Annotated in this window: 22 protein-coding genes and 1 riboswitch; of the genes, 13 read left to right on the forward strand and 9 right to left on the reverse strand. The window is 71.2% G+C overall.

Features of this window, described 5'->3' with window-relative positions; translation table 11 throughout:
* Nucleotides 1-2 precede the first annotated feature (2 nt).
* Nucleotides 3-899 (forward strand): sigma-70 family RNA polymerase sigma factor, encoded by an 897-nt coding sequence (locus OHS71_RS22660; protein WP_328481185.1) that lies wholly within the window; start codon nt 3-5, stop codon nt 897-899.
* A 207-nt stretch (nt 900-1,106) separates the two neighbouring features.
* On the opposite strand, the gene OHS71_RS22665 is transcribed toward OHS71_RS22660, so the two are convergent.
* Together OHS71_RS22665 and OHS71_RS22670 are read right to left on the reverse strand one after the other, a co-directional pair.
* Nucleotides 1,107-1,583 (reverse strand): GNAT family N-acetyltransferase, encoded by a 477-nt coding sequence (locus OHS71_RS22665; RefSeq protein WP_328481186.1) that lies wholly within the window; start codon nt 1,581-1,583, stop codon nt 1,107-1,109.
* A 50-nt stretch (nt 1,584-1,633) separates the two neighbouring features.
* On the reverse strand, nt 1,634-2,233 hold the full coding sequence (locus tag OHS71_RS22670; protein ID WP_328481187.1) for a flavin reductase family protein: 600 nt from the start codon (nt 2,231-2,233) through the stop codon (nt 1,634-1,636).
* Between the two features lie 341 nt (nt 2,234-2,574).
* Between OHS71_RS22670 and cdgB the strand changes: the two genes are divergently transcribed.
* Together cdgB and OHS71_RS22680 are read left to right on the forward strand one after the other, a co-directional pair.
* Complete coding sequence (gene cdgB, locus OHS71_RS22675; RefSeq protein ID WP_328481188.1) at nt 2,575-4,242, forward strand: diguanylate cyclase CdgB; 1,668 nt, start codon at nt 2,575-2,577, stop codon at nt 4,240-4,242.
* A gap of 120 nt (nt 4,243-4,362) precedes the next feature.
* On the forward strand, nt 4,363-5,322 hold the full coding sequence (locus tag OHS71_RS22680; RefSeq protein ID WP_328481189.1) for a CBM35 domain-containing protein: 960 nt from the start codon (nt 4,363-4,365) through the stop codon (nt 5,320-5,322).
* A 9-nt stretch (nt 5,323-5,331) separates the two neighbouring features.
* Here the strand turns inward: OHS71_RS22680 and OHS71_RS22685 are convergent, their stop codons facing one another.
* From OHS71_RS22685 to OHS71_RS22695, 3 genes are all read right to left on the reverse strand, one after another.
* Complete coding sequence (locus OHS71_RS22685; RefSeq protein ID WP_328481190.1) at nt 5,332-6,261, reverse strand: 1-phosphofructokinase family hexose kinase; 930 nt, start codon at nt 6,259-6,261, stop codon at nt 5,332-5,334.
* Nucleotides 6,262-6,399: 138 nt separating this feature from the next.
* A complete protein-coding gene (gene nagA, locus OHS71_RS22690; protein WP_328481191.1) occupies nt 6,400-7,623 on the reverse strand; it encodes an N-acetylglucosamine-6-phosphate deacetylase in 1,224 nt (407 codons plus the stop codon).
* Complete coding sequence (locus OHS71_RS22695; protein WP_328481192.1) at nt 7,623-8,564, reverse strand: ROK family protein; 942 nt, start codon at nt 8,562-8,564, stop codon at nt 7,623-7,625. The genes nagA and OHS71_RS22695 overlap by 1 nt, the downstream gene beginning before the upstream one ends.
* A gap of 165 nt (nt 8,565-8,729) precedes the next feature.
* Here OHS71_RS22695 and OHS71_RS22700 point away from each other — a divergent pair, with 165 nt between their 5' ends.
* From OHS71_RS22700 to otsB, 3 genes are all read left to right on the forward strand, one after another.
* Nucleotides 8,730-10,019 carry an ABC transporter substrate-binding protein gene (locus OHS71_RS22700; RefSeq protein ID WP_443047013.1) on the forward strand — a complete coding sequence of 430 codons (1,290 nt, stop codon included), beginning with the start codon at nt 8,730-8,732 and terminating at the stop codon, nt 10,017-10,019.
* A gap of 260 nt (nt 10,020-10,279) precedes the next feature.
* Nucleotides 10,280-10,531 carry a DUF3263 domain-containing protein gene (locus OHS71_RS22705; RefSeq protein ID WP_328484599.1) on the forward strand — a complete coding sequence of 84 codons (252 nt, stop codon included), beginning with the start codon at nt 10,280-10,282 and terminating at the stop codon, nt 10,529-10,531.
* A gap of 74 nt (nt 10,532-10,605) precedes the next feature.
* Complete coding sequence (otsB, locus tag OHS71_RS22710; RefSeq protein ID WP_328481193.1) at nt 10,606-11,478, forward strand: trehalose-phosphatase; 873 nt, start codon at nt 10,606-10,608, stop codon at nt 11,476-11,478.
* On the opposite strand, the gene OHS71_RS22715 is transcribed toward otsB, so the two are convergent.
* Nucleotides 11,466-12,878 carry an alpha,alpha-trehalose-phosphate synthase (UDP-forming) gene (locus tag OHS71_RS22715; protein ID WP_328481194.1) on the reverse strand — a complete coding sequence of 471 codons (1,413 nt, stop codon included), beginning with the start codon at nt 12,876-12,878 and terminating at the stop codon, nt 11,466-11,468. The genes otsB and OHS71_RS22715 overlap by 13 nt on opposite strands.
* A gap of 180 nt (nt 12,879-13,058) precedes the next feature.
* On the opposite strand from OHS71_RS22715, the gene OHS71_RS22720 reads away from it, so the two are divergent.
* On the forward strand, nt 13,059-13,799 hold the full coding sequence (locus OHS71_RS22720) for a hypothetical protein (RefSeq protein ID WP_328481195.1): 741 nt from the start codon (nt 13,059-13,061) through the stop codon (nt 13,797-13,799).
* An 86-nt stretch (nt 13,800-13,885) separates the two neighbouring features.
* Here OHS71_RS22720 and OHS71_RS22725 read toward each other — a convergent pair whose 3' ends face one another.
* Entirely contained in the window at nt 13,886-14,830 is a 945-nt protein-coding gene (locus tag OHS71_RS22725) for a glucosyl-3-phosphoglycerate synthase (protein ID WP_328481196.1), read from the reverse strand.
* A 170-nt stretch (nt 14,831-15,000) separates the two neighbouring features.
* Nucleotides 15,001-15,166, forward strand: a riboswitch (SAM riboswitch).
* An 18-nt stretch (nt 15,167-15,184) separates the two neighbouring features.
* Between OHS71_RS22725 and thrC the strand changes: the two genes are divergently transcribed.
* The 4 genes from thrC to groL all read left to right on the forward strand — a co-directional run bounded on the left by thrC (nt 15,185) and on the right by groL (nt 19,549).
* Nucleotides 15,185-16,498, forward strand: a complete 1,314-nt coding sequence (gene thrC / locus OHS71_RS22730) for a threonine synthase (RefSeq protein WP_328481197.1) — start codon at nt 15,185-15,187, stop codon at nt 16,496-16,498.
* A 119-nt stretch (nt 16,499-16,617) separates the two neighbouring features.
* Complete coding sequence (locus tag OHS71_RS22735) at nt 16,618-16,893, forward strand: MoaD/ThiS family protein (protein WP_328481198.1); 276 nt, start codon at nt 16,618-16,620, stop codon at nt 16,891-16,893.
* Nucleotides 16,894-17,373: 480 nt separating this feature from the next.
* Nucleotides 17,374-17,580, forward strand: a complete 207-nt coding sequence (locus OHS71_RS22740; RefSeq protein WP_007493268.1) for a cold-shock protein — start codon at nt 17,374-17,376, stop codon at nt 17,578-17,580.
* 346 nt (nt 17,581-17,926) lie between these two features.
* Nucleotides 17,927-19,549, forward strand: a complete 1,623-nt coding sequence (gene groL, locus OHS71_RS22745; RefSeq protein ID WP_328481199.1) for a chaperonin GroEL — start codon at nt 17,927-17,929, stop codon at nt 19,547-19,549.
* Nucleotides 19,550-20,030: 481 nt separating this feature from the next.
* Here groL and OHS71_RS22750 read toward each other — a convergent pair whose 3' ends face one another.
* Nucleotides 20,031-20,783, reverse strand: a complete 753-nt coding sequence (locus OHS71_RS22750) for a class I SAM-dependent methyltransferase (protein ID WP_328481200.1) — start codon at nt 20,781-20,783, stop codon at nt 20,031-20,033.
* Between the two features lie 4 nt (nt 20,784-20,787).
* Nucleotides 20,788-21,678, reverse strand: a complete 891-nt coding sequence (locus tag OHS71_RS22755) for a glycerophosphodiester phosphodiesterase (protein WP_328481201.1) — start codon at nt 21,676-21,678, stop codon at nt 20,788-20,790.
* A gap of 322 nt (nt 21,679-22,000) precedes the next feature.
* On the opposite strand from OHS71_RS22755, the gene OHS71_RS22760 reads away from it, so the two are divergent.
* Complete coding sequence (locus OHS71_RS22760; RefSeq protein WP_328481202.1) at nt 22,001-23,128, forward strand: NADH:flavin oxidoreductase; 1,128 nt, start codon at nt 22,001-22,003, stop codon at nt 23,126-23,128.
* Between the two features lie 54 nt (nt 23,129-23,182).
* Entirely contained in the window at nt 23,183-24,037 is an 855-nt protein-coding gene (locus tag OHS71_RS22765) for a metallophosphoesterase family protein (RefSeq protein ID WP_328481203.1), read from the forward strand.
* The last annotated feature ends 99 nt before the right edge of the window (nt 24,038-24,136 follow it).

Consider the following 24,136-nt stretch of genomic DNA (forward strand, 5'->3'; position numbering starts at 1 on the left):
GCATGACGGCAACAGGGGACGACGACTTCCTCGCCGACCGCTTCGAGGCGCACCGCGGCCGCCTGCGTGCCGTCGCGCACCGCATGCTCGGGTCCGCCGCCGAGGCCGAGGACGCCGTTCAGGAGGCGTGGGTACGGCTGAGCCGCAGCGGCGGCGACAGCGCGGGCAGGGAGATCGACAACCTGGCGGGCTGGCTGACGACGGTCGTGGGCCGGGTCTGTCTGGACATGCTGCGCTCGCGCCGTTCGCGTGCCGAGGAGCCGCTGGAGAACTGGACGCCCGCCCCGTCGTCCGAGGCGGCCGATCCGGCGCAGGACGCGCTGCTCGCCGACTCCGTGGGCGTCGCGCTGCTCGTCGTCCTGGACACCCTCACCCCCGGGGAGCGGCTGGCGTTCGTGCTGCACGACCTGTTCGGCGTGGGCTACGAGGAGATCGCCGCCGTCGTCGACCGCACCCCGGAAGCCGCGCGCCAGCTCGCCAGCCGGGCCCGGCGCCGGGTGCGGGGCGCCCGGGAGCCGGAGGCCGATCCCGCCCGGCAGCGGAAGGTGGTCGACGCCTTCCTGGCCGCTGCCAGGGAGGGGAACTTCGAAGGGCTCCTCGCCGTGCTGGACCCGGATGTCGTGGCCCGCTCCGAGGCCGGACCGGTGGCGGGCGCGGCGGCGGTCGCGGCGGGCGCGTCGGGCTTCGCCTCCCTGGCCGCCGTGGCCCGGCCCGCCCTCGTCGACGGCGCGACGGGCCTGGCGGTGCTCGTCGGGGACCGGGTGGAGCGCACGCTCAGCTTCACGTTCGTGCACGGCGGCCGGATCGCCCTGATCGACATCGTGACCGACCCCGAGCGCGTCTCCCGGCAGGAGGTCGTCCTCGTCCGGGTCGACGGCGGGCAGCCGGCCCGGGAGTAGGCAGTCCCGGCGCCGGCCCCGACCTGATCCGGACGACAGGTCCTAGTGCCGCGACAGGCAACGTTCGCCCCGTCGCGACGCCCGGCACGCACTCTCGCCGCACCGGCCGAAAGCCCAGGTACGTCCAGTACGAGGACTTCCGGCCGGCACGCCGAGAGCACGCACCGGACGCCGCTCCTTGACGGGCAAACGTTGCCCGCCGCGGCACTAGCTCAGCGAGAGGACGCCGACCGTCTCGCCCTCGCTGGTCTCCCCCGTCCGGCTGAAGCCCAGTCCGAGATAGAACCCGGCGGGACCGTGCTCGCCCTCGTGCCAGGTCACGTACAGCTCCTCGGTGCCACGGCGGCGCAGCTCCGCGGCGACCTGCTCCACGGCGAACCGGCCGTAACCGCGCCCCTGTTCACCGGCGGCGATGTTCAGCCGCCACAGTCCGGAGCGGACCAGGGAGCGGTCGCCGCGCCCCCGCCAGTCGATGTCGAGGAAAGCCATCAGAAAACCGACGGGCCGGTCGCCGTCCATGATCAGACGCGGCCAGGCGACGCCTTCGGGATGGACGTACGCCTCCGCGAGCGACTGCATGACCGGGGAGACGGCGAACTCCTGTTCCGGGCGGACCCGAATGCCGGTCGCGGCCTCGAAATTGCGCGGGGTGATTTTCTCAAGCCGGGGGCCGGGGGTCGTCATGCGGGCACCTTAGGCGCAGTGATCGTCAGGCGGCCACGGCATTTCCGGCGTCAGCCCAACTGCCGGTAACGGCCCCGGAAATACACCAGCGGACCGCCGTCCGCACCCGGCGCCGACGCGGTCAGCACCCGGCCGATCACCAGCGTGTGGTCGCCCGCCACGACCCGCTGCTCGGTGCGGCACTCCAGGGTCGCCAGGGCGCCGCCGACCAGGGGTGCGCCGCTGGTCTCGCCGCGTACGTACGGGAGGTCCTCGAAGAGCAGCCGGTCGCTGATGCGGCCCTTCATGGCGAAGCGGCCGGCGATGTGGCGCTGGTTGTCGGAGAGCACCGACACCGCCCAGGAGGGCTGCTCGTCGAGGAGGTCGTCCATGCGGGAGCCGGTGCGCAGACCGACCAGGACGAGCGGCGGGTCCAGGGAGACGGACATGAAGGCCGTCGCCGTCATGCCGACGTCCTCGCCGTCCGGCGCCCCGGGATCGTCCGGGTCGAGGGACGGCTCCCGGGCGGTCACCAGCACCACGCCGTCGGCGAGCCGGGACATGGCGGCGCGGAACTCGTCGTTGCTCACTCCCTCAGGATGCCCGGAAGGGGTCTTCGGCACGGTCTGGGGTACGGGCTCGGGCGCGGTCTTGAGTACGTCTGGAGGCACGTCCGAAACGCTAGTGTCCGTCGAGGGCCCACGCATCGGACCTCCGCCCGAGTAGGGTCGTAGGACCGTGGACCGATTCCCCGCTCCGTTTCGGTGCCTGTGCGTGTTCAGGAAACACACAGGAGAAACGCGGAAACTCCACTCAAATGTTCATCTTCACCTGTGACTTGAGTCACAAGAAGCACTAATTGTTGACACTGTGTACCGAGTGGGCAGCGCGCTGTGATTCAGTGGCGGAGGCGTCACAAGGAGACACAGACCGACAACACAGCATCAGAAAAGACGTTACGCCGAAGACAACCCTTGATTCGCTGCGAAGTCTCGGGGGGAGGGCGAAACATATGGAGACCGAGTCGGAGCCTTACGTCCGCCTTGCGTCCCTGCGACAGCTGCACCAGGTCATGGCCGACATGAACACGGCCCGCAGTCTGGCCGACACATTGCAGACCGTCGCCGACGGCGTGGTCACGGCACTCGGGTACGAACTGGCGTGCGTCAATCTCGTACGCCCCGACGGCGATCTCGTCGTCGCCGCCTTCGCCGGCAATCCGGCTGCCGAGGCCCTCATCACCGGCCGGGTCGGCTCGCGCGACTCCTGGGACCGCCGCCTCGGCATGGGCGAGACCTGGGGCGACCTGGTCTTCATACCGCACACCGAGGGCTGGGTCCTCGACGACGACGACGTGCCCCAGTGGTACACCGACGGCCCCGCGCCCCGTTTCGAGGACGAGTGGCACCCCTCGGACCGTCTCTTCGCCCCGATGTACATGCCCGCCGCCCCCGGGAGCGGGGGCGCCTGCGGCGAGCTGATCGGCGTCCTGTCCGTGGACCGCCCGCGCAACGGCCGGCGGCCCGGCGCCTGGGGCCGCGAGGCCCTCCAGATGTACGCCTTCCAGGCCGCCATCGCGATCAGCAACGCACGTCTACGCGCGAATATGCAGCGGGCACTGGTCAGGCTCGAGCGCGAGCAGCAGGCCCTGCGCGCCAGTGAGGAATCCTTCCGGCAGGCCTTCGAGTACGCCCCCTCCGGCATGGCGATAGCCGAGATGGGCGGCGACCAGCACGGGCGCATACTCCGGACCAACGACGCCCTGTGCCGCCTGCTCGGCCGCCCCGCCTCCGCGATGCGCCGCTACTCGTTCTCCGACCTCGTCCACCCCGAGGACATAGGCACCCTGCTCCGCACCTCCGCGGAGGGCGGGCGCGCCGAACTCCGCCTCGGCCGCCGCGACGGGACCTACGTCTGGGTCAGCCTGCGCAACTCCGTCGTCGCCGACGCCGCCGACGGGCCCCGTTTCCTCCTCACCCACGTCGAGGACATAGAGGACCGCAAGCGCCGCGAGCTCCAGCTCGCCCACCGCGCCTCCCACGACTCCCTCACGGGCCTGCCGAACTCGGCCGAACTGCGCTCGCGCCTCGCCGCCCGGCTCTGTCAGCGCCCGCAGTCCACCCACCCCGCCGCAGTCGACGCCATGGACGCGGCCTACGGCCACGCCGCCTTCGACGCCAACGGCCACGGTTTCGACTACCGGCCGGGCGGCGCCGAGACCTTCGACGGCTACGACCACCATGTGCACACCGCGGCCCCCGAAGAGGGCCGCGACGACGGCACCAAGGGGCTCGCGGTCCTCTTCTGCGACCTCGACGGCTTCAAGTCGATCAACGACCGGTTCGGCCACAACGCCGGCGACGCGGTCCTCATCGAGGTCGCCCGCCGGCTCTCCCGCCAGGTCCGCGACGGCGACACCGTCGCCCGGCTCGGCGGCGACGAGTTCGTGATCCTCGCCGACGGCCTCGGCCGTGCCGACGCCGCCGACCTCGCCGTGCGCCTGCGCAACGAGATCATCCAGCCCATCCGCGCCGAGGGCCGTGCCGTGCGGGTCGGCGCCAGCTTCGGCATCGGCTGGGCACATTGCGGGATGACCGCGGACGAAGTGCTGAAGTCCGCCGACGAGCGCATGTACGTAGAGAAACGATCTCGTCCCAAACAGCACCGGCGTGCGGGATGATCACCAGGTCAGCGAGCCGATGCGAGCAGAGTCACCCGTTTGGGGCAGCGGAGGAGGGTAGGCTCGCCAGTCTGACCGCACCACCGCATCCGACCCGCACCTGCTGAGGAGTACCAAGGGATGACGTCCGGCAACAACGGGGCCAGTACGCCCGAGGACGACGACCCGTTCGGCTACCTCTACGCCGACGGCCAGGCCAACGGTGCCCAGCCGCCGTCCGGCGGTGGCTACGGCTACCCCAACTCGGTCAGCAGAGTGCGCGCGGTCGGCGAGCGCCAGTACGGACAGCAGTCGCAGCAGCAGACCGCCCAGTACGGGCAGCCGCCTACGGTTCCCCAGCAGGGCGCGTACGGCCAGCCCAACGCGAACTACGCGGCGCCCGAGAACTTCGGCGCCGGCGGCGGGCCGTCCACCGGCCGTCAGCAGGCGCAGGGCGGCGGCGGTCGCGGCCGTGGCCCCAACACCAAGGGCCTGCTGATCGGCGCGGTCGCGGTGGTCGCCGCGGTCGTGATCGGCATCGTGGTCGTCATCGCGAACGGCGACGACGGCTCCGACGACAACAAGGCGGGCGGCCAGGCCTCCACCCCGGCCTCCGCCTCCGCGAGCGCCTCACCGAGCGAGTCGGCCCCCGACGACGCCGACAAGGCCGAGCTGCCGACGACGGACGCGAAGGCGCTGAACCTGGGCGGAAGCGCCGCGCTGGCCTCGGACGTCGAGGGCGCGCAGGCGGCCGGCGGCACCTACGTCGGCAACCTCAACCAGGTGGGCAACTCCGTCACCTGGACGGTCAACGGCGTCCCGTCGGACGGCACGTACACCCTCTTCGCGCACTACAGCACGCCCGGCGAGGACCAGTCGATGACGCTCACCGTCAACGGCAAGACCTTCGGCTCCAAGTTCCCGCTGAAGAACTACGCGAAGGCCCCCGCCGGCGACTTCGTCAAGGGCTGGACGACGAGTTTCACGTACCCCAGCCTCACCAAGGGCACCAACACCCTGACGCTCTCCTGCCAGGACGGCGACAAGTGCAACGTCCTGCTCGACCAGTTCTGGCTGAAGAAGGGCCAGGTCAGGAACTGAGCCGCCGGTTCAGGCCGCGGTGGCCAGGGCAGTGACCGTGACCCTGCCCAGCAGTTCCTCGTAGGCGGTGCGGTCGAACTCGCCCGCCACCGGGGACGCGACGGTCGCCGCGGACAGGGCGACGGCGCGGGACAGGCGGTCCGGCCAGGGGAGTTGCTCCACCAGGGCGGACAGCAGGCCCGCGACCGCCGAGTCGCCCGCGCCGGTCGGGTTGCCGTGGACACGGCGGGGCGGCGCGGCGCGCCAGCGGCCCTCCGGGGTGACCGCGAGGAAGCCCTCGGCGCCCAGCGAGGCCACCACGGCGTGCGCGCCGCGCCTGCGGGCGTCCTGAGTCGCCCGTGCGGGATCGTGGGAGCCGGTGAGTTCGGCCAGTTCGTCGGCGTTGGGCTTGATGACGTCCGGGCGGGCCGCGACCCCCCGGCGCAACGGCTCACCGCTCGTGTCCAGCAGTACGGGAACTCCCGCGGCCCGCGCCGCCCGCACCAGGACCGCGTACGCGCCCACCGGCACCCCCGGGGGCAGGCTGCCGCACAGGGCCACCGCGTCGGCGTCGCCGAGGAGCCCCTCGTACGCCTCCTGGAAGGCGGACCACTCGGCCGGAGTGATGACCGGGCCCGGTTCGTTGAGCTGGGTCGTGTCGCCGGTGCGCGCGTCGACGACGGCGACCGTACGGCGGGTGGCCCCGGTGACCGGCACGAGCGCGTCCACCACTCCCGCCGTGCCAGTGAGCAGGTCCCGCACGGCCCGGCCGGTGGCGCCGCCCGTGAAACCGGTCACCGTCACCTCGTGGCCGAGGGCCGCCAGCACCCGGGCGACGTTCAGCCCCTTGCCGCCGGGCCGCTCCCGCACCTCGGTCACCCGGTGCGAGGCGTGCGTCCGCAGCGCGGGCACGTGATAGGTGAGATCGAGAGCGGTGTTCAGGGTGACGGTGAGGATCACCTGGGCCGACCTCCCCGACAGCGTGCGTACATGACCCGTGCCGGGGCTTCGCCCGTCCCGGGAAGCCTGATCATGCCAAAGAGACGGCGACCGGCCCAGTACGCGGGTCGGCCACTGTCCCCCGGGGAGGCGGACGTTTCACGCCAGTCGGGGATCCACCACCCAAACCCCCTTGCGCATCACGCCCTTGAGGTCGAAGTTCTCGTCCAGCAGCACCAGGTCGGCGTCCTTGCCGGGCTCCAGCGAGCCCACCCTGTCGTCGATGCCCAGCAGCCGGGCCGGGTTGGCGGACAGGGCGGCCACCACGTCCTCGACCGGCAGCCGGTCGATCGTCACCGCCCGCTGGAAGGCGCGGTCCTGGGTGAGGGTGGAGCCCGCGATCGAGCCGCCCTCCACCAGCCGGGCCACGCCCTCGCTGACCTCGACCTCCAGCGGGCCGAGCAGATAGCGGCCGTCGCCGATGCCGGCCGCGTCCATCGCGTCCGTGATGAAGGCGACCCGGCCCGGACCCGCGTGCCGGAACGCCAGCTCCAGGGCGGCCGGGTGCAGATGGGTGCCGTCGTTGATGAGCTCGACCGTCACCCGCTCGTCCTCCAGGAGCGCGGCGATCGGGCCGGGGGTGCGATGGCCGAGCGGCGGCATCGCGTTGAAGAGGTGCGTGGCGACGGTGGCTCCGGCCTCGATGGCCTGGACCGTCTGCTCGTAGGTCGCGTCCGTGTGCCCGACGGCTGCGATCACACCGTGCTCGGCGAGCAGCCGTACGGAGTCCAGGCCGCCGGGGAGTTCCGTCGCCAGGGTGACCATCCGCGCCTGTCCGCGCGCCCCGTCGATGAGCTTGCGCACCTCCGCCGGGTCCGGGTGACGCAGCAGTTCCTCGGAGTGCGCGCCCTTGCGGCACGGCGAGATGAACGGGCCCTCGAAGTGGATGCCGGCCAGGTCGCCCTGCTCGGCCAGCTCGCTCAGCAGACCGGCCTGGCGGACCAGGAAGTCCATGTCGTCGGTGACGGTCGAGGCGACGAGGGTGGTGGTGCCGTGCAGACGGTGGGTGTGGATGGCCTTCTGCACCTCCTCGGCCGTGCCGGAGAAGGAGGCTCCGCCGCCGCCGTGGTTGTGCAGGTCGACGAAGCCGGGGACCAGCCAGTGGCCCGTCACGTCGATCACCGTCGCGGTGCCCCGGGGGGTCCCGGGCGGGGATTCGGCGGTGATCTTCGTGCCGTCGATGGTGACGCGGCCGCCGGGGACGGTGCCGGTGGGGAGTACCACCCTGGCGCCGGTGAGTACCTGCCTCCGGCCGCCGGTTGCGGGGTGCGGGTGCGTCGTTGCTGGTCGCGCAGTTCCTCGCGCCCCTAGGGGGGTGGCCATCAGGGTGATACCTCCGTACGGTCGGTCGAGTTGAGGAGATCCCAGGCCAGCAGGCCCGCGCCCAGGCAGCCCGCGCTGTCGCCCAGGGCCGCCGGGACTATCTCCGGAAGTTTCTGAAAGGTCACCCGTCGGCGGACCGCGTCCCGCAGGGGTGCGAACAGGGTTTCCCCCGCCTCCGCGAGGCCGCCTCCGATGACGAGCGTGCGGGGGTCCAGCAGGGTGAGCGCGGTGACCAGGCCGTCGGCGAGCGCGTCCACGGCCGTCTGCCAGATCCGGACGGCGTTCGGGTCGCCGGACGCGACGGCCTTCGCGCAGTCGGCCGCGTCCGCCTCCGGGTCGCCGCATGCGGCCGCCCAGGCCTCGCTGACCGCCGCGGCCGACGCGAACCGCTCCAGACAGCCGCGCTGCCCGCACGGACACGGGGTTCCGCCGGGCCGTACGACGATGTGGCCGATCTCGCCCGCGAAGCCGTGGGCGCCCGCCTCCACCCGGCCGTCGACGCCGATCGCGCCCGCGATGCCGGTGCCCAGCGCCACGAACAGGAACCGGTCCGCGCCGCGGCCCGCGCCGATCCGGCCCTCGGCGAGGCCGCCGGTGCGCACGTCGTGCCCGAGGGCGACCGGGGTGCCGAGGCGGGCGGCGAGCAGTTCGCGCAGGGGCACGTCCCGCCAGCCCAGGTTGGCAGCGTAGGCGGCGACGCCGTTCGCCTCGTCGACGATGCCGGGTACGGCGACGCCGGCCGCGGCGGCGGGCCCGCCGAACCGGCGGAGGCCGTGCTCGCGCAGTTCGCCGGCGAAGTCGAGGATGCCGGCGACGACCGCGTCGGGTCCCCGCTCACGGCCGGTGGGCCGGCGGGCCCGGTGCAGCAGTGTGCCGTCCGCGCCGACCAGGGCGGCCTTCATCCCGGTGCCGCCCACGTCCAGGGCGATGACATGTCTCACGCTGACAGTGTGGACCGAGTACCCGCGAGAGGTCTAGTCCACTCGCGTCTCTTGGGGGTACCGTGCCGCCCCATAGGCCCGAAAGAGGTCTAGTCCACAGGGGTGGTGTAGACCTTGTTCCGAATAACGACCCATTGGTATGAGCAATCAGTTGGGAGCAGTGCGGTGCAGCGGCGGGCACGGAAGTCAGGAACGATCGCGGGAACCGTGGCGGGGGTGTCCGTCCTCGGCATGGCCGCAGTCCTCACCGGCTGCGGAGTGTCCGGAGGCTCCGACGACGTCACCCTGAGACTGGTCGCCGCCGACTACGGCGACAGCAGCGCCAACAGCTCCAAGAAGTACTGGGACAAGCTCGTCGAGGCGTACGAGAAGGAGCACCCCGGCGTCACCGTCGACGTGACCGTCTCCTCCTGGAACGACGTGGACGCCAACGTGAAGAAGATGGTCGACGCGGGCAAGGCACCCGACATGGCCCAGATCGGCGCGTACGCCGACTACGCGGCCGCCGACCAGCTGTACAAGGTGAGCGACGTGCTCTCCATCCCCGTCGAGGCCGACTTCGTGCCCCAGCTCGCCAACGCGGGCGAGGTCCGCGGGGTGAGGTACGGCATGCCGTTCGCCTCGTCCACGCGGCTGCTGTTCTACAACAAGACCCTCTTCGCGAAGGCCGGCATCACCCCGCCGACCACCTGGGCCGAGCTCGCCGCGGACGCGAAGGCGCTCAAGCGGGACGGCGTGAAGTACCCGTACGCGCTGCCCCTCGGGCCTGAGGAGGCGCAGGCCGAGACCCTTCAGTGGCTGCTCAGCGGCGGGGGCGGCTACACCCAGACCGTCAGCGCCTACAGCATCGACTCCACCCAGAACATCGACACCTTCGACTGGCTGAAGGACGAGCTGGTCGGCAAGGGCCTCACCGGGCCCGTCGCCCCCGGCAAACTGAACCGGGCCACCGCGTTCGCCGCGTTCACCGCCGGCGACGTGGGCATGCTCAACGGGCACCCCTCACTGATGAAGGCGGCCACCGCCAAGGGCGTGAAGTTCGGCATGGTGCCGCTGCCCGGGGTGGCGGGCCCGAGCAAGGTCTCCATGGGCGTCGCCGACTGGATGACCGCCTTCAAGCAGAACGGGCACGCCGAGGAGGTCGGCAGCTTCCTCGACTTCGTCTACAACGAGAAGAACGTCCTGGACTTCTCCCGCGAGTACGACCTGCTGCCGGTCACCAACTCAGCCTCCCTGGTCATGGGCGCGGCCGAGGAGGACGCCGACCTCAAGCCGTTCCTGGACGAACTCCCGCTCTCCGAGACGTACCCCGTCGGACGGACCTCCTGGGCGAAGGTCAGCGCGGAGATCAAGAAGCGCGTCGGCCAGGCCGTGACCGCGAACGGCGACCCGGCCGCGGTGCTGGGCGCGCTCCAGACCACGGCCACGACGCTGGACAACGGCTCCGGCGGCTGAGCCGGCGGCCACCGGGTCCGCCGGGCCGCCCGCCCGCTGTCGGCACCGGGCGTTACCGTGCGGACATGGAGCCTGCGGACAGGGAGCCCGCCGAGGCGGGACGTGCGGACGTCGAGTCCGCCGAGAGGGAGCGTACGGACGTGGAGCCTGCCGAGGTGGGGCGTGCGGACGTGGAGCCTGCCCTGGCGGGGCGTACGGACGTGGAGCCTGCCGAGGTGGGGCGTGCGGACGTCGAGTCCGCCGAGGGGGAGCGTGCGGACGTGGAGCGGCGGGCCGGGGCGGGGCCGTTGGGGGCGGTGGAGCGGGACGTCCTCGCCCTGGAGCGGCGCGGGTTTCCCGGCGGCCCCGGCGCCAAGGAACGGGCGATACGCGAGGAGCTGGAGCTGTCCCCGGTCCGCTACTACCAACTCCTCAACGCCCTCCTGGACGACCCCCGCGCCCTGGCCCATGACCCGGTCACGGTGAACAGACTGCGCAGGGTGCGCGAGGCCAGGCGGCGGGAACGGCAGTAGCGGGGAACGGCAGTAGCGGGGAGCCGAGGCGGGGGGAGCGCCGGCTACGGGCGGGCGTTGGTTATCGTCGGCGTATGGGCAGCCACGAGACGCACTCCACGCAACCCGCACCCCCCACCCTCCCCCTCCCGGTCACCCCGGCGGGCCGCGCCGCGCTCGACGCGATCGTCGGCCGGCCGTCCACCACCCTGGTCGCACTCGACTTCGACGGCACCCTCGCCCCGATCGTCGAGAACCCCGAGGACGCCCGGGCGCACCCCGACGCCGTCCCCGCGCTCGCCGCCCTCGCGCCGAAGGTCGCCGCCGTGGCCGTCATCACGGGGCGGCCCGCCGAGGTCGCCGTACGGCACGGCGGGTTCGCCGGAGCGGCGGGGCTGGAGCACCTGTCCGTCCTCGGCCACTACGGCGCCGAACGCTGGGACGCCCGCACCGGCACCCTGAGCGCCCCCGCCCCGCATCCGGGAGTGGCCGCCGTCCGCGCCGAACTCCCCCGGGTGCTGGCCGCCGCCGGGGACCGGCCGGGCGTCTCGGTCGAGGAGAAGGGCGGCCGGGCCGTAGCCGTGCACACCCGCCGCGCCGACGATCCCCAGGCCGCCTTCGAAGCCCTGCGGGCCCCGCTCACCGACCTCGCCGCCCGGCACGGCCTGATCGTCGAGCCCGGCCGGATGGTCCTCGAGCTGCGCCCGCCGGGCATGGACAAGGGCGTCGCCCTGCTGGAGCACTTCCGCGAGACCGGCGCGCGCTCGGTCCTGTACGCCGGTGACGACCTCGGTGACCTCCCCGCCTTCGCCGCCGTGGAGAAGCTCCGCTCGGACGGCGTCCCCGGGCTGCTGGTGTGCAGCGGCAGCACGGAGGTCGGCGAACTCGCGGAGCGCGCGGACCTCGTCGTCGACGGGCCCGCCGGAGTGGTCCGGCTGCTGCGGGAGCTGGCCGCTCAGCTCGGCTGAGTCTCCCGCAGGGCGTTCAGCTGCTCCAGGAACCACTGCGCCGGGGGAAGCGCGGTCGCCGCCGCGGCCAGCCGCTTGGTGCGCTCGGCCCGCTCCTCCGGCTTCATGCTCAGCCCCTCGTGCAGGGCGCGGGCGGTCTCCAGGACGTCGTACGGGTTCACCGTGATCGCGTCCTCGCGCAGCTCCCAGTAGGCGCCCGCCTCCCGGGACAGGACCAGCGCGCAGCCCTCCTCGGAGACCACCGGGACCTCCTTGGCGACCAGGTTCATGCCGTCGCGGATGGGGTTCACCAGCGCCACGTCGGCCAGCCGGTAGGCGGCCAGGGAGCGGGCGAAGTCGTCCTTGAGGTTCAGCAGGACCGGGGTCCAGCCCGGTGTGCCGTACCGGTCGTTGATCTCCTCGGACAGCCGCTGCACCTCGGCCATGTAGTCGCGGTACACGGCGAGGTCCTGGCGGGAGGGGTAGGCGAAGGCCACGTGGACGACCCGCTCGCGCCAGTCCGGGCGGTCCTCGAGCAGCTGCCGGTAGGCCAGCAGTCCGCGCACGATGTTCTTCGACAGCTCGGTGCGGTCGACGCGGACGATCGCCTTGCGTCCCTCGCCGATCTCCGCGCGCAGGGCCGCCAGGCGCTCGTCGACGTCGGGCCGGTGCGCGCGCTCGCGCAGGAAGTCGGCGTCCGCGCCGAGGCTGTGCACGCCGATCCGCGTGCTGCCCGGTCCGCCCGCGAACTCCGTACAGCACGCGGTGAACGCGTCCGCCCAGCGCCGGGTCAGGAAGCCCAGGCGGTCCGCGCCCAGCATCCCGCGCAGCAGCTGCTCTCGGATGTCTCCCGGCAGCAGCGCGAAGTAGTCCACCGGCGCCCACGGCGTGTGCGAGAAGTGGCCGATCCGCAGGTCGGGGCGGAGCTCGCGGAGCATCCCGGGGACCAGACAGAGGTGGTAGTCCTGGACGAGGACGGCCGCGCCGTCCGCCGCCTCCTCGGCCAGTGCCTGCGCGAACGCCCGGTTGTAGGTCTCGTAGGAGGCCCACTGGCGGCGGAACCCGGTGTCGAAGGCGGGCTCGACCGGGGTCTGGTAGAGCAGGTGGTGGACGAACCACAGCACGGAGTTGGCGATGCCGTTGTACGCGTCGGCGTGCACGTCGGCCGGGATGTCCAGCATGCGCACGCCTTCTTCGCCGACTCCGCGCCCGACCGCCTCCCGGTCGCCGTCGGAGAGCGCCGAGCACACCCAGAGGGCACCCGCGTCCGGCCCGATGGCCGACAGTCCTGAGACCAGTCCGCCGCCACCGCGTTTCGCGTGCAGCGAGCCGTCGTCGCCGACCTCGTAGGAGACCGGGCCGCGGTTGGAGGCGACCAGGACCTCGGCGGCCCTGGCGGCAGTGTCGTGCGTGGAAGCCATACGCCTCAACCTAGCCCGGTCTGTAAACGCTCAAACGTTCGCCGGAACGGGCGCGGGTCATCTGGGCCATCCCCGGCCACCTGCGCTTCCCCGTTCCCGTCGAGCGCATTGTGGAGATTGTGTGTTGAGAGGAGGATGCACCCTGCACGTGTACCGCGCACCTCGGGGGGTTCCATCGTCATGCCCGGACTTCGTCCGCACGGCGGCCGCGGCCGCACCGTCTCCTGGGCCGTCGCGCTGGCGGCCGCGGCCTCTCTGACCCTGGCCGGCTGCGAGGGCGGCGACGGCGCCGGCGCCGGCTCGAAGGCCGCCCCGGAGACGACCGCGGCCGCCGCCGCGACCCCGGTGTCGAGCAGCGCCGCTCCCGCACCGGAGCCGTCCCCGAGCGACAGTGGCCCGGCGGCGTCGCCCACGCCCACGGTCGTGACCCTCGGCGACCACTCCGGCACCGCCGTCGGGAAGGCCGTGGCCGACGCCCGGGCGGACGGACTCCGTTACGTCGTCTACCTCCAGGGCACGGGCGCCTCGCTCGACGGCGGCGGGCGGAAGGCCTCCTCGTGGAGCGCGGGCGAGAAGATCTGCGAGCAGATAGACGACCCCACCGACGTCAACAGCTCCTTCGACGTGGCCTTCGTCGTCCCACGGGACGGCCGGAACTGCGCGGGCAGCCTGACGGCCACCCCGAAGCCGACGAAGACCGCGACCGACACGACGGGCGGCGGGACGAGCGGCGGCTCCGGTTCAGGCGGCGGCAGCAAGGGGTGCGAGCTCACCAGCCCGGCGGGCAACTGCTACGCCGACGGCCAGTTCTGCGCCCAGCGCCACCACGGACTGAGCACCTACGGCAAGGGCGGCGAGTACCTCACCTGCGAGGAGGACGCCGCCGGCGTCTGGCGCTGGTCGGACGGCCACCCCGGCTGACTCGCCGCCCGAGGATCCGCAAGGCCTTCACTCGTTCAGGAGCACGCTTCAGTGATCGCTGTCACCGGCCTCCGTGGACAGCACAACTAGGCCACCTTCCGGGTCGCGTACTCCGCGATCTCCGCCATCGGCGGCCGTTCCTCGGTGTCCACGGAGTAGGTGCGCGGCTCGAAGCCGTCGGAGCTGCGTTCGAACTGGGTGAGGGACGGGCGGATCAGGTGTCCGCGGGCCAGCCGGAGCTGGGCGGTGCGGTAGATGGCCGCCGCCATCCGGCCCAGCGCCTGGCCGTCCTGGTGGCGGTGCTTGCGCACACCGACGTCGACCTGGGCGAGGGCGTCCAGGCCCACCAGGTGCAGGGCGTCGACCAGCATGCCCAGCTCCACTCCGTAGCCGACGGGGAACGGCAACTGCTCCAGCAGGCTGCGGCGGGCCGCGTACTCGCCGCCGAGCGGCTGCACGAACCCGGCCAGCTGCGGCCAGTGCATGTTGAGCAGCGGGCGGGCCATCAGCTCGGTGACCCTTCCGCCCTGGCCGGCCGCCCCGCCCAGCGGACGGTCGTACATGGCCTTGACCAGGTTCACCCCGGGGTCGGTGAGCAGCGGGCCGACGATCCCCGAGACGAAGTCGGAGGAGAACTCCCGCAGGTCGGCGTCGATGAAACAGACGATGTCCCCGGTGGTGGCCAGCAGCGAGCGCCACAGGACCTCGCCCTTGCCCGGCACGGCCGGTATGCGCGGCAGGATGTCGTCCCGGTGGACGACGCGCGCCCCGGCCGCCGCGGCCACCTGGGACGTACGGTCGGTCGACCCCGAGTCGACGACGACTATCTCGTCGACGAGCGGGACCTGGTGCATGAGGTCGTGCCGGATGATCGCGACGATGTCACCGACCGTCTCCTCCTCGTTCAGCGCGGGCAGGACGACGGACACCGACTGGTTGGTGGCGCGCTTCGCGGCCAGGATCCCGTGCAGCGGACGGTCGGTCAGGGACCAGGAGCGGGTGGCCAGCCAGCGCTCGGTTTCTTGAAGCACAGTCTGCGGCTCCTCACTGTCGTGATCACACCGGGTGCACGGAGGGTGACCGTGTGATCCATCTCGCGGTTCGGACGACTATCTCAACTGTCCTGGCCTTCGGTTACAGTCTTGAACAACGCGGATGACCATCGCATGTCCGAGGTCGCCCCCCGTTCACAACTTCATACCGCTCATCCAGAGGGGCAGAGGGATACGGCCCGATGAAGCCCCGGCAACCCTCCAGCCGGTCTCGTGACGATCACTGATTCACTTCGTGGTCGCTCCGCGGGGCTCCCGGCTCGGGAAGGTGCCAAATCCGTCTCACGGCGAGATGCGTCGTGAGGAAGATGAGGAGAAAGGGCCTCGCCTCACATGGCTGCGCAGACTGTTGCAAGCACGACTGATGCAAGCACCACCGACTCTACGACGACCTCGGCTGCCGACCTCGGTCCGGCCACCGCGTTGAGCTGCCGCGAGTGCGGCCACCGGGTGCCTCTCGGCCCGGTCTTCGCCTGCGAGGAGTGTTTCGGCCCGCTCGAGATCGCGTACGACTTCTCCTCCTACGACACGGAGGAGCTCCGCAAGCGCATCGAGGCGGGACCCGCGAACATCTGGCGCTACGCGCCGCTGCTGCCCGTCCCCGCGGATGTGGCCGACAAGCCCAACATCAACCCCGGCTGGACCAAGCTCGTGCAGGCCGACAACCTCGCCCGCGAGCTGGGCGTCGAGGCCGGCAAGCTGTTCGTCAAGGACGACTCCGGCAACCCGACGCACTCCTTCAAGGACCGCGTCGTCGCCCAGGCCATCGAGGCCGCCCGCGCGTTCGGCTTCACCACGCTGTCCTGCTCCTCCACGGGCAACCTGGCCGGCGCCGTCGGCGCGGCAGCCGCCCGGGCCGGCTTCCGGTCCTGCGTGTTCATCCCGCACGACCTGGAGCAGGGCAAGGTCGTCATGGCCGCGATCTACGGCGGCGAGCTCGTCGGCATCGAGGGCAACTACGACGACGTCAACCGCTTCTGCTCCGAGCTCATCGGCGACTCGGCGGGCGAGGGCTGGGGCTTCGTCAACGTCAACCTGCGGCCGTACTACGCCGAGGGCTCCAAGACGCTGGCGTACGAGATCTGCGAGCAGCTCGGCTGGCGGCTGCCGGACCAGCTGGTCGTGCCGATCGCCTCCGGGTCCCAGCTGACGAAGATCGACAAGGGCCTCCAGGAGCTGATCAAGCTCGGGCTGGTCGAGGACAGGCCGTACAAGATCTTCGGTGCGCAGGCCGAGGGCTGCTCCCCGGTCTCCGTCGCCTACAAGGCCGGGCACGACGTGGTGCGCCCGCAGAAGCCGAACACCATCGCCAAGTCGCTGGCCATCGGCAACCCGGCGGACGGTCCGTACGTCCTCGACATCGCCCGGCGCACCGGCGGCGCGGTGGAGGACGTGAACGACGAGCAGATCGTCGACGCGATCAAGCTGCTGGCGCGGACCGAGGGCATCTTCGCCGAGACCGCCGGCGGGGTGACGGTGGGTGTGACGCGCAAGCTGATCGAGAACGGTCTTCTCGACCCGACACTCATCACCGTCGTGCTGAACACCGGCGACGGTCTGAAGACGCTGGACGCGGTGGCCGACACCGGTCTGACCGCGACCATCCGCCCGACCCTGGAGTCGTTCCGGGACGCGGGTCTCGGCTGAGAGATTCGTTGTCCGTCTGCGGCGCGTGGGGCCGGCCGCCCCCGCGCGGCGGCAGCCGCACGATCCAGACAGCCCCGCGCCCCTCAGGGGGCGCTCCGCCCGACCGGAGGTCGAAAGCCATGAGCGTTACCGTCCGCATCCCCACCATCCTTCGCACCTACACGGGTGGCGCCGCCGAGGTGAAGGCCGAGGGGGCGACCCTGGGCGAGGTCATCTCCGACCTGGAGAAGAACCACACCGGCATCGCCGCCCGGGTCCTGGACGACCAGGGCAAGCTGCGCCGGTTCGTCAACGTGTACGTGAACGACGACGACGTGCGCTTCGAGCAGGGTCTTGAGACGGCCACTCCGGACGGCGCGGGGATCTCCATCATTCCCGCGGTCGCTGGCGGCTGAAGGACGGCCGTTCGGCGCCCGTCGGTACCCGCTGGTAGTACCCACCGGTAGTAACCGTCGGTAACAGTGATTACCGAGTGTTCATCGAATTGCCCTCTCCGCGATAGAAGCGGAGGGGGCAATTCAGTGTGGTTGAGCGCGGTACAGTTGGGGAACCCGGTCCCGATCACCGGTTCCGGCGCCTTTTCTTTCCGCCCTGCGCCCGACAAGAAGCAGCCAAAGTGTGCGCCTCTTTCGTGGCTTTTGCGGCCTTTGTGGGGCCCGACTTGCCCTCAATTCAGGCGAATTCTCGCCACATTCCGGATCCCGTACGTCCGGAATTCTCGTCCGACTGACCTGTTGCAGACGGCAGTTGGACAGATACATTCAGCCGCGGTCGACGCGTTCCGGCGCACGCCCCCAAGCCAACCGGGGGGTGAGGTCTGACCCGGATCCGCGAAGTGTGGGTCCGTGCAAGGGCCAGTAATAGGGGAGTTAGGCATGGCTCAGGGCACCGTCAAATGGTTCAACGCGGAGAAGGGGTACGGCTTCATCGCGGTCGACGGTGGTGCGGATGTTTTCGTCCACTACAGCGCGATTCAGATGGACGGCTACCGCACCCTGGAAGAGGGTCAGCGGGTCGATTTCGAGATCTCGCAGGGTCAGAAGGGGCCGCAGGCGGACATGGTCCGTCTCGCGACCGGCTGAAGCACGCGCCGACTGAAAGCGTCGTTCTTCTGTACATCTGACGAAGGGCTCGCACCCCCACGGGGGGCGAGCCCTTCGGTCTGTCCCGGGGTGGTCCTGGAGGCGACCGCGAGACGCCCCCGGCGAGTGTCCGGAAGGACCCCGTTCCGGCGGAGGCGCTTGCACTCTCATGGGTCGAGTGCTAATCATTGGCGTTAGCACTCTGAAGGTGAGAGTGACAACGAGGACCGGGTCGGTGAGGCCCGCAGGCCAGGTGGGGCAAGGAACCACGAGGCCGGCGAGCCGTCCGTCGCGGGCGCCAGCGCGGTCCGGAGCAATCCACCCCAGTCCGGGAGGACCACTTCACATGGCCAAGATCATCGCGTTCGACGAGGAGGCACGGCGCGGCCTCGAGCGCGGCATGAACCAGCTCGCGGACGCCGTGAAGGTGACGCTCGGCCCCAAGGGCCGCAACGTCGTCCTCGAGAAGAAGTGGGGCGCCCCCACGATCACCAACGATGGTGTCTCCATCGCCAAGGAGATCGAGCTCGAGGACCCGTACGAGAAGATCGGCGCCGAGCTGGTCAAGGAAGTCGCCAAGAAGACGGACGACGTCGCCGGTGACGGTACGACCACCGCGACCGTCCTCGCCCAGGCCCTGGTCAAGGAAGGCCTGCGCAACGTAGCCGCCGGCGCCAACCCGATGGCCCTCAAGCGCGGTATCGAGAAGGCCGTCGAGGCCGTCTCCGGCGCCCTGCTCGAGCAGGCCAAGGATGTCGAGACCAAGGAGCAGATCGCTTCCACGGCCTCCATCTCCGCCGCCGACACCCAGATCGGCGAGCTCATCGCCGAGGCCATGGACAAGGTCGGCAAGGAAGGCGTCATCACCGTCGAGGAGTCCCAGACCTTCGGTCTGGAGCTGGAGCTCACCGAGGGTATGCGCTTCGACAAGGGCTACATCTCGGCGTACTTCGCCACCGACATGGAGCGTATGGAGGCCGTCCTCGACGACCCGTACATCCTGATCGCGAACTCCAAGATCGCCAACGTCAAGGACCTGCTCCCGCTCCTGGAGAAGGTCATGCAGTCGGGCAAGCCGCTGCTGATCATCGCCGAGGACGTCGAGGGCGAGGCCCTGTCCACGCTGGTCGTCAACAAGATCCGCGGGACCTTCAAGTCCGTCGCGGTCAAGGCCCCGGGCTTCGGCGACCGCCGCAAGGCGATGCTGAACGACATCGCCATCCTCACCGGTGGCGAGGTCATCTCCGAGGAGGTCGGTCTCAAGCTCGAGAACACGACCCTCGACCTGCTCGGCAAGGCCCGCAAGGTCGTCATCACCAAGGACGAGACCACCATCGTCGACGGTGCCGGCTCCTCGGACCAGGTCGCCGGCCGGGTCAACCAGATCCGCGCCGAGATCGAGAACAGCGACTCGGACTACGACCGCGAGAAGCTCCAGGAGCGCCTGGCGAAGCTCGCCGGCGGTGTCGCGGTCATCAAGGCCGGCGCCGCCACCGAGGTGGAGCTCAAGGAGCGCAAGCACCGCATCGAGGACGCCGTCCGCAACGCGAAGGCCGCCGTCGAGGAGGGCATCGTCGCCGGTGGTGGCGTGGCGCTCATCCAGGCGTCCGCCGTCTTCGAGAAGCTGGAGCTCGAGGGTGACGAGGCGACCGGCGCCAACGCCGTGCGCATCGCGCTCGAGGCCCCGCTCAAGCAGATCGCCGTCAACGGTGGTCTCGAGGGTGGCGTCGTCGTCGAGAAGGTCCGCAACCTGCCCATCGGCCACGGCCTGAACGCCGCGACCGGCGAGTACGTCGACATGATCGCCGAAGGCATCATCGACCCGGCGAAGGTCACGCGCTCTGCCTTGCAGAACGCGGCCTCCATCGCCGCGCTGTTCCTCACCACCGAGGCCGTCATCGCCGACAAGCCGGAGAAGGCGTCCGCGCCGGCCGGCGGCGGCATGCCGGGCGGTGACATGGACTTCTGATCGACCTGACGGTTGATCGCCTGTCCTTCGACCGAGGGCGGCACTTCCCGGAAACGGGGGGTGCCGCCCTCGGGCGTTTCGGACCGTAGGAGCCGTCATACGGGTGTCCTCTCCTGTCGTTTCAGGGACATGGCGGCCCGGATCTCCTCCACACGGGCATGGATCGCGGGGGCGTGCAGGAGTGCAGGGGGGTGTGGGGGTGTGCGCTCGCCGCGACAGCGGCGGCACACGCCTCCCGGCAGGGCTTCCGGATGTCCCGGGACCCCGGGGCTCGGAGCTGGACGCTTGAGCTTCGGGGCGGGTGCGGATCAGCCGACCTTGAGGTTCTCCACGAACGCGGACCATGCCTCCGCCCGGAACGCGAGCGTCGGGCCGAGGGGGCCTTGGAGCCGCGGACGGGGACGGGGCTGGGCCGGCCCCGACCGGCGCACCGGAGAGAAGCCGTCGAAGCGGTGGGAGAAACAGAAACGAGAGACCGTACTCAAGCCGAGCCGTTGACGCCCCGGTGATGTGACGGACCTTCCGGGCCGAAACGCCCGGAAGGCTGAGCCCTGACCACGGTCTCGGCAACGGAGGTGTAGTAGGAGGCGATGGCGGGCTGGCCCGTGTAGTTGGGGCCGGCGGACGGGTCGGCGCCGAGGTAGTGGAAGGGGAGCCGTACGGGGCGGCCGCCGTGGAGCGTGAGGCGGTGGTGACGAGGGCTGTACTCGTAGCCCGCCGCGCGCAGGGCCGACACCGCGGCCTTCGCGGCCGTCGACCCGTCGGCATGGCGTATCGACTCGGGGTCGAAGTGCGCGGCCAGCAGGCCGTCCTCGGCCAGCCAGGAGGCGGCACGGGTGAGCAGGCCGAGCTGGTCGCCGACGTAGTGCAGGCCGTGTACGCAGGTGATCAGGTCGTAGGTGCGGGCCGGGGTCCAGGAGGAGACGGAGGCGATCACCTCCTCCATGGCGGCGGGGGTGGGTGTCGGGACGAGCGGGCCCACGAGGTCCACGGCCGTGAGGACCGCGTCGGCGGGCAGGGCCGGGGCGGCCTCCCGCAGGGCGCGGCCCTCGCCGCTGCACAGGTCCAGCCAGGAGGGTGCGGGGCGGTGCGCGAGGCGGGCCAGGAGGTCCAGGCCCAGTTCGCGGGCGTAGCTGTTCACCCCGGTGAGGCCGCGCTCGCGGTTCATCGTGTTGTTGGCGGCCACGGAGGACTGCTCGAGGTCGCCGGCCGGGACCAGTGCGCGATTTCTCATGCGGTCATTGTCCGAGCTCCTTCCTCATCAGGTCGGGGACATCGCTGGTGAAGCCGTCCACCTGCTGGTCTCGGAGGCGGCGGGCCTGGGCGGAGGTGTTCACCGTGTACGGCCAGACCTTCAAGGGCTTGCCGTGCGGGCCCTTGAGGGCGTGGGCGCGGTTCACGAGGCCCGCGGTGGCGGTGTGGTGCTCCGGGTTGATCACGTCGACGAACTTCGCGTACGACGCCAGCTCGTCGGATGTCGGTTTCTGCTCGGTGCAGATGCCGAGTCTGATGTCGGGCCGCCGGGCGCGGATCTCCTTGAGGGCGGCGGCCTGGAAACTGATGGCGTAGAGGCGGTTGTTGACGTGGTGGCCGTCGAGCCAGCCCTTGCGGTCGAGGACGCGCAGGATGTCCAGGGTGATGCCGGGGTGGTTGGCCGGCCATTTCACCTCCAGGACGAGGCCCTGATTGTTGCGGTCCAGGCGGTCCAGGAGCTGTCCGAGGGTGGGGACGCGGGCGGCCTCGTACCGGGAGCCCTTCCACTCGCGCGAGGCGCCCGCGCGGAGCCTGCCCAGTTCGGCCATGGTGAAGCCGTCGACCTTCCAGGGGGCGCGCCCGGGGAAGACAGTGCGGGCGTCGGTCGTACGGACCAGGTCCTGGTCGTGCATGAGGACCAGTACGCCGTCCTTGGTGCGCTGCACGTCCACCTCGACCCAGTCGATTCCCGCCCGGTCGGCGCGGTCGACGGCCTCCAGGGTGTTTTCGGGGGCCAGCCCGGCGGCCCCGCGATGACCGATGACGACGGGGGCGGCGGTGTCCGCGTGCGCGACGGGGGCGAGGAGGGAGAGGGAGAGGAGGCAGGGGGACAGGGCGAGGACGGTCGACGTCGTGGTGAACGCGCTTTTGGGCATGGGTGTGGGTGCCTTTCAGGGCTTTCGGGCCGGTGTCACCACGAGTTTTGGCAGGTCGGCGCGGGTGTGCCCAGCGCTGGTGCGCCATGCGAGGAGCTGCGGGAACCGTGCGGAACGGCGGGCGAAGTCTCCATGAAAAGTTAGGAAACGGATGGGGGTGGAGAGGGCGGTCAGGGCCGCGCGGCCGGGTGGCTGCGGGTGTGCGGGATCACAGGAGGTTCGCCGGGCGGCCGGAATGGCGGCGTCACCGAGGGGGTTGTCGTACAGAGCACTCAATGCATGTGCACATACCCAGCGGTCCATCATCCCGAGGAGTCCCCACGTGAGCATCACGCCGCCCGTCGCTTCGCGCGCCGCCGAGATCCTCTCCCGCCCGGTGTCGATCAACGGGCTGACGGTTCCGAACCGCATCGCCATGGCGCCCATGACGCGCATGTTCTCCCCGGGCGGCATTCCCGGCGAGGACGTCGTGTCGTACTACGGCCGTCGGGCCGCCGCCGGTGTCGGTCTCATCGTCACCGAGGGGACGTACGTCGGGCACGACTCCGCGGGGCAGAGCGACCGGGTGCCCCGGTTCCACGGTGCGGAGCAGCTCGCGGGCTGGGCGAAGGTCGCCGAGGCGGTGCACGCGGGCGGCGGGACGATCGTGCCGCAGCTGTGGCACATCGGGATGGTGCGCAGCCAGGGCGAGCCGCCGTACGCGGACGCTCCCGCCGTCGGCCCCTCCGGTGTCCGGCTGGACGGCACCGAGGGCGCCGGCAAGGCGATGACCCAGCGCGATTTGGACGACGTCATCGGCGCGTTCGCCGAGGCCGCGGCCGCCGCCGAGCGCATCGGCTTCGACGGTGTCGAGCTCCACGGCGCCCACGGCTACCTCCTCGACCAGTTCCTGTGGGCCGGCACCAACCGCCGTACCGACGCCTACGGCGGCGACGCCGTGGCCCGTGCGAAGTTCGCCGCCGAGGTCGTGGCCGCCGTACGCGAGACCGTCTCCGCCGAGTTCCCCGTCATCTTCCGCTACTCGCAGTGGAAGCAGGAGGCGTACGACGCCCGGCTCGCCGAGACCCCGGAGGAACTGGAGGCCATCCTCGCGCCGCTCGCCGCGGCCGGCGTCGACGCCTTCCACGCGTCCACCCGCCGCTACTGGCTCCCGGAGTTCGACGGCTCCGACCTCAACCTCGCGGGCTGGACGAAGAAGATCACCGGCAAGCCCGCCATCACGGTCGGCTCGGTCGGCCTCGACGGTGAGTTCCTGAGGGGCTTCGCGGGCGAGGGCGCCCCGGTCAAGGGCATCGACGACCTCCTCGACCGGCTGGAGCGCGACGAGTTCGACATGGTGGCCGTCGGCCGCGCGCTGCTCCAGGACCCGGAGTGGGCGGCCAAGGTGCTCGACGGCCGCCTCGACGAGCTGAAGCCCTTCGACGCCGCCGCGCTGCGCACCCTCAGCTGAGCCACACGCCGTACACCTCGAGCTGAGCGTCAACTCGCGGGTAGGGTCCGGGAGATGAGAATCCTGCATCTCTCGGACACCCACATCGGCCGCGTCGACGGTCCCGAGGGCGCTCGCGTCGACGCTGCCGACTCCCTGCGGTTCCTCCTCGGCGAACTCCGTCACCAGCGGGGCGTGGACGCGGTCGTCGTCACCGGCGACCTCGCCGACGACGGCTCGGTGGAGGCTTACACGACCGTACGGGAGCTCATCGGCGGTTTCGCGCGCTCCCTCGACGCGCCCGTTTTCTACACCACCGGCAACCACGACGAGCGGTCCGCCTTCACGAAGGTGCTGGGCAGCGGGCACCCGGACGCCGTCCTCGGCTTTCCCGGCCCCGAGCGGGCGGCCGTCAGCACGGTCGGTGGCTGGCGGTTCGTCACCCTGGACTCCCTGGTGCCGGGCCAGGTGTACGGCCGGATCGGCGCGGAGCAGCTGGACTGGCTGCGGGAGGTGCTGAGCACCCCGGCCGAGCGGGGCACCGTCGTCGCCTTCCACCATCCCCCGATCAGTCTGGACGTCTCGGTCACCCAGCGGGTGTTCGGGCTGCGCGACCCCGACGGGCTGGCGGAGGTGATCCGGGGGAGCGACGTACGCGTCCTGCTCACCGGGCACTTCCACCTCCAGCTGTTCGGGCTGCTGGCCGCCGTGCCGGTGTGGGTGACGCCCGGGGTCGTCAACCGCATCGACCTGACGACCGCACCCGGCACCGAGCGGGCGGTGCGGGGCGCGTCCGCGTCCGTCGTGGAGCTGGGCGGGGCCGCGGGGCCGATGTTCCACACCCTGCACGCGCGCGACCCGCGCGCCCACGAGACGGTCTACGAGCTGGACGAGGCACGGACCCGGGAGCTCATCGCCCGGCACGGCTGAGGCCGCCGACCGCGGTCACCGCTCGTCCCGGGGCCGACGACATGCCTGGTCAGTGCAGGGGCATGCGATTTAGCTTGCTTAACTCAATCAATCTACATA

Source organism: Streptomyces sp. NBC_00377 (genome assembly GCF_036075115.1).
Classification (GTDB): domain Bacteria; phylum Actinomycetota; class Actinomycetes; order Streptomycetales; family Streptomycetaceae; genus Streptomyces.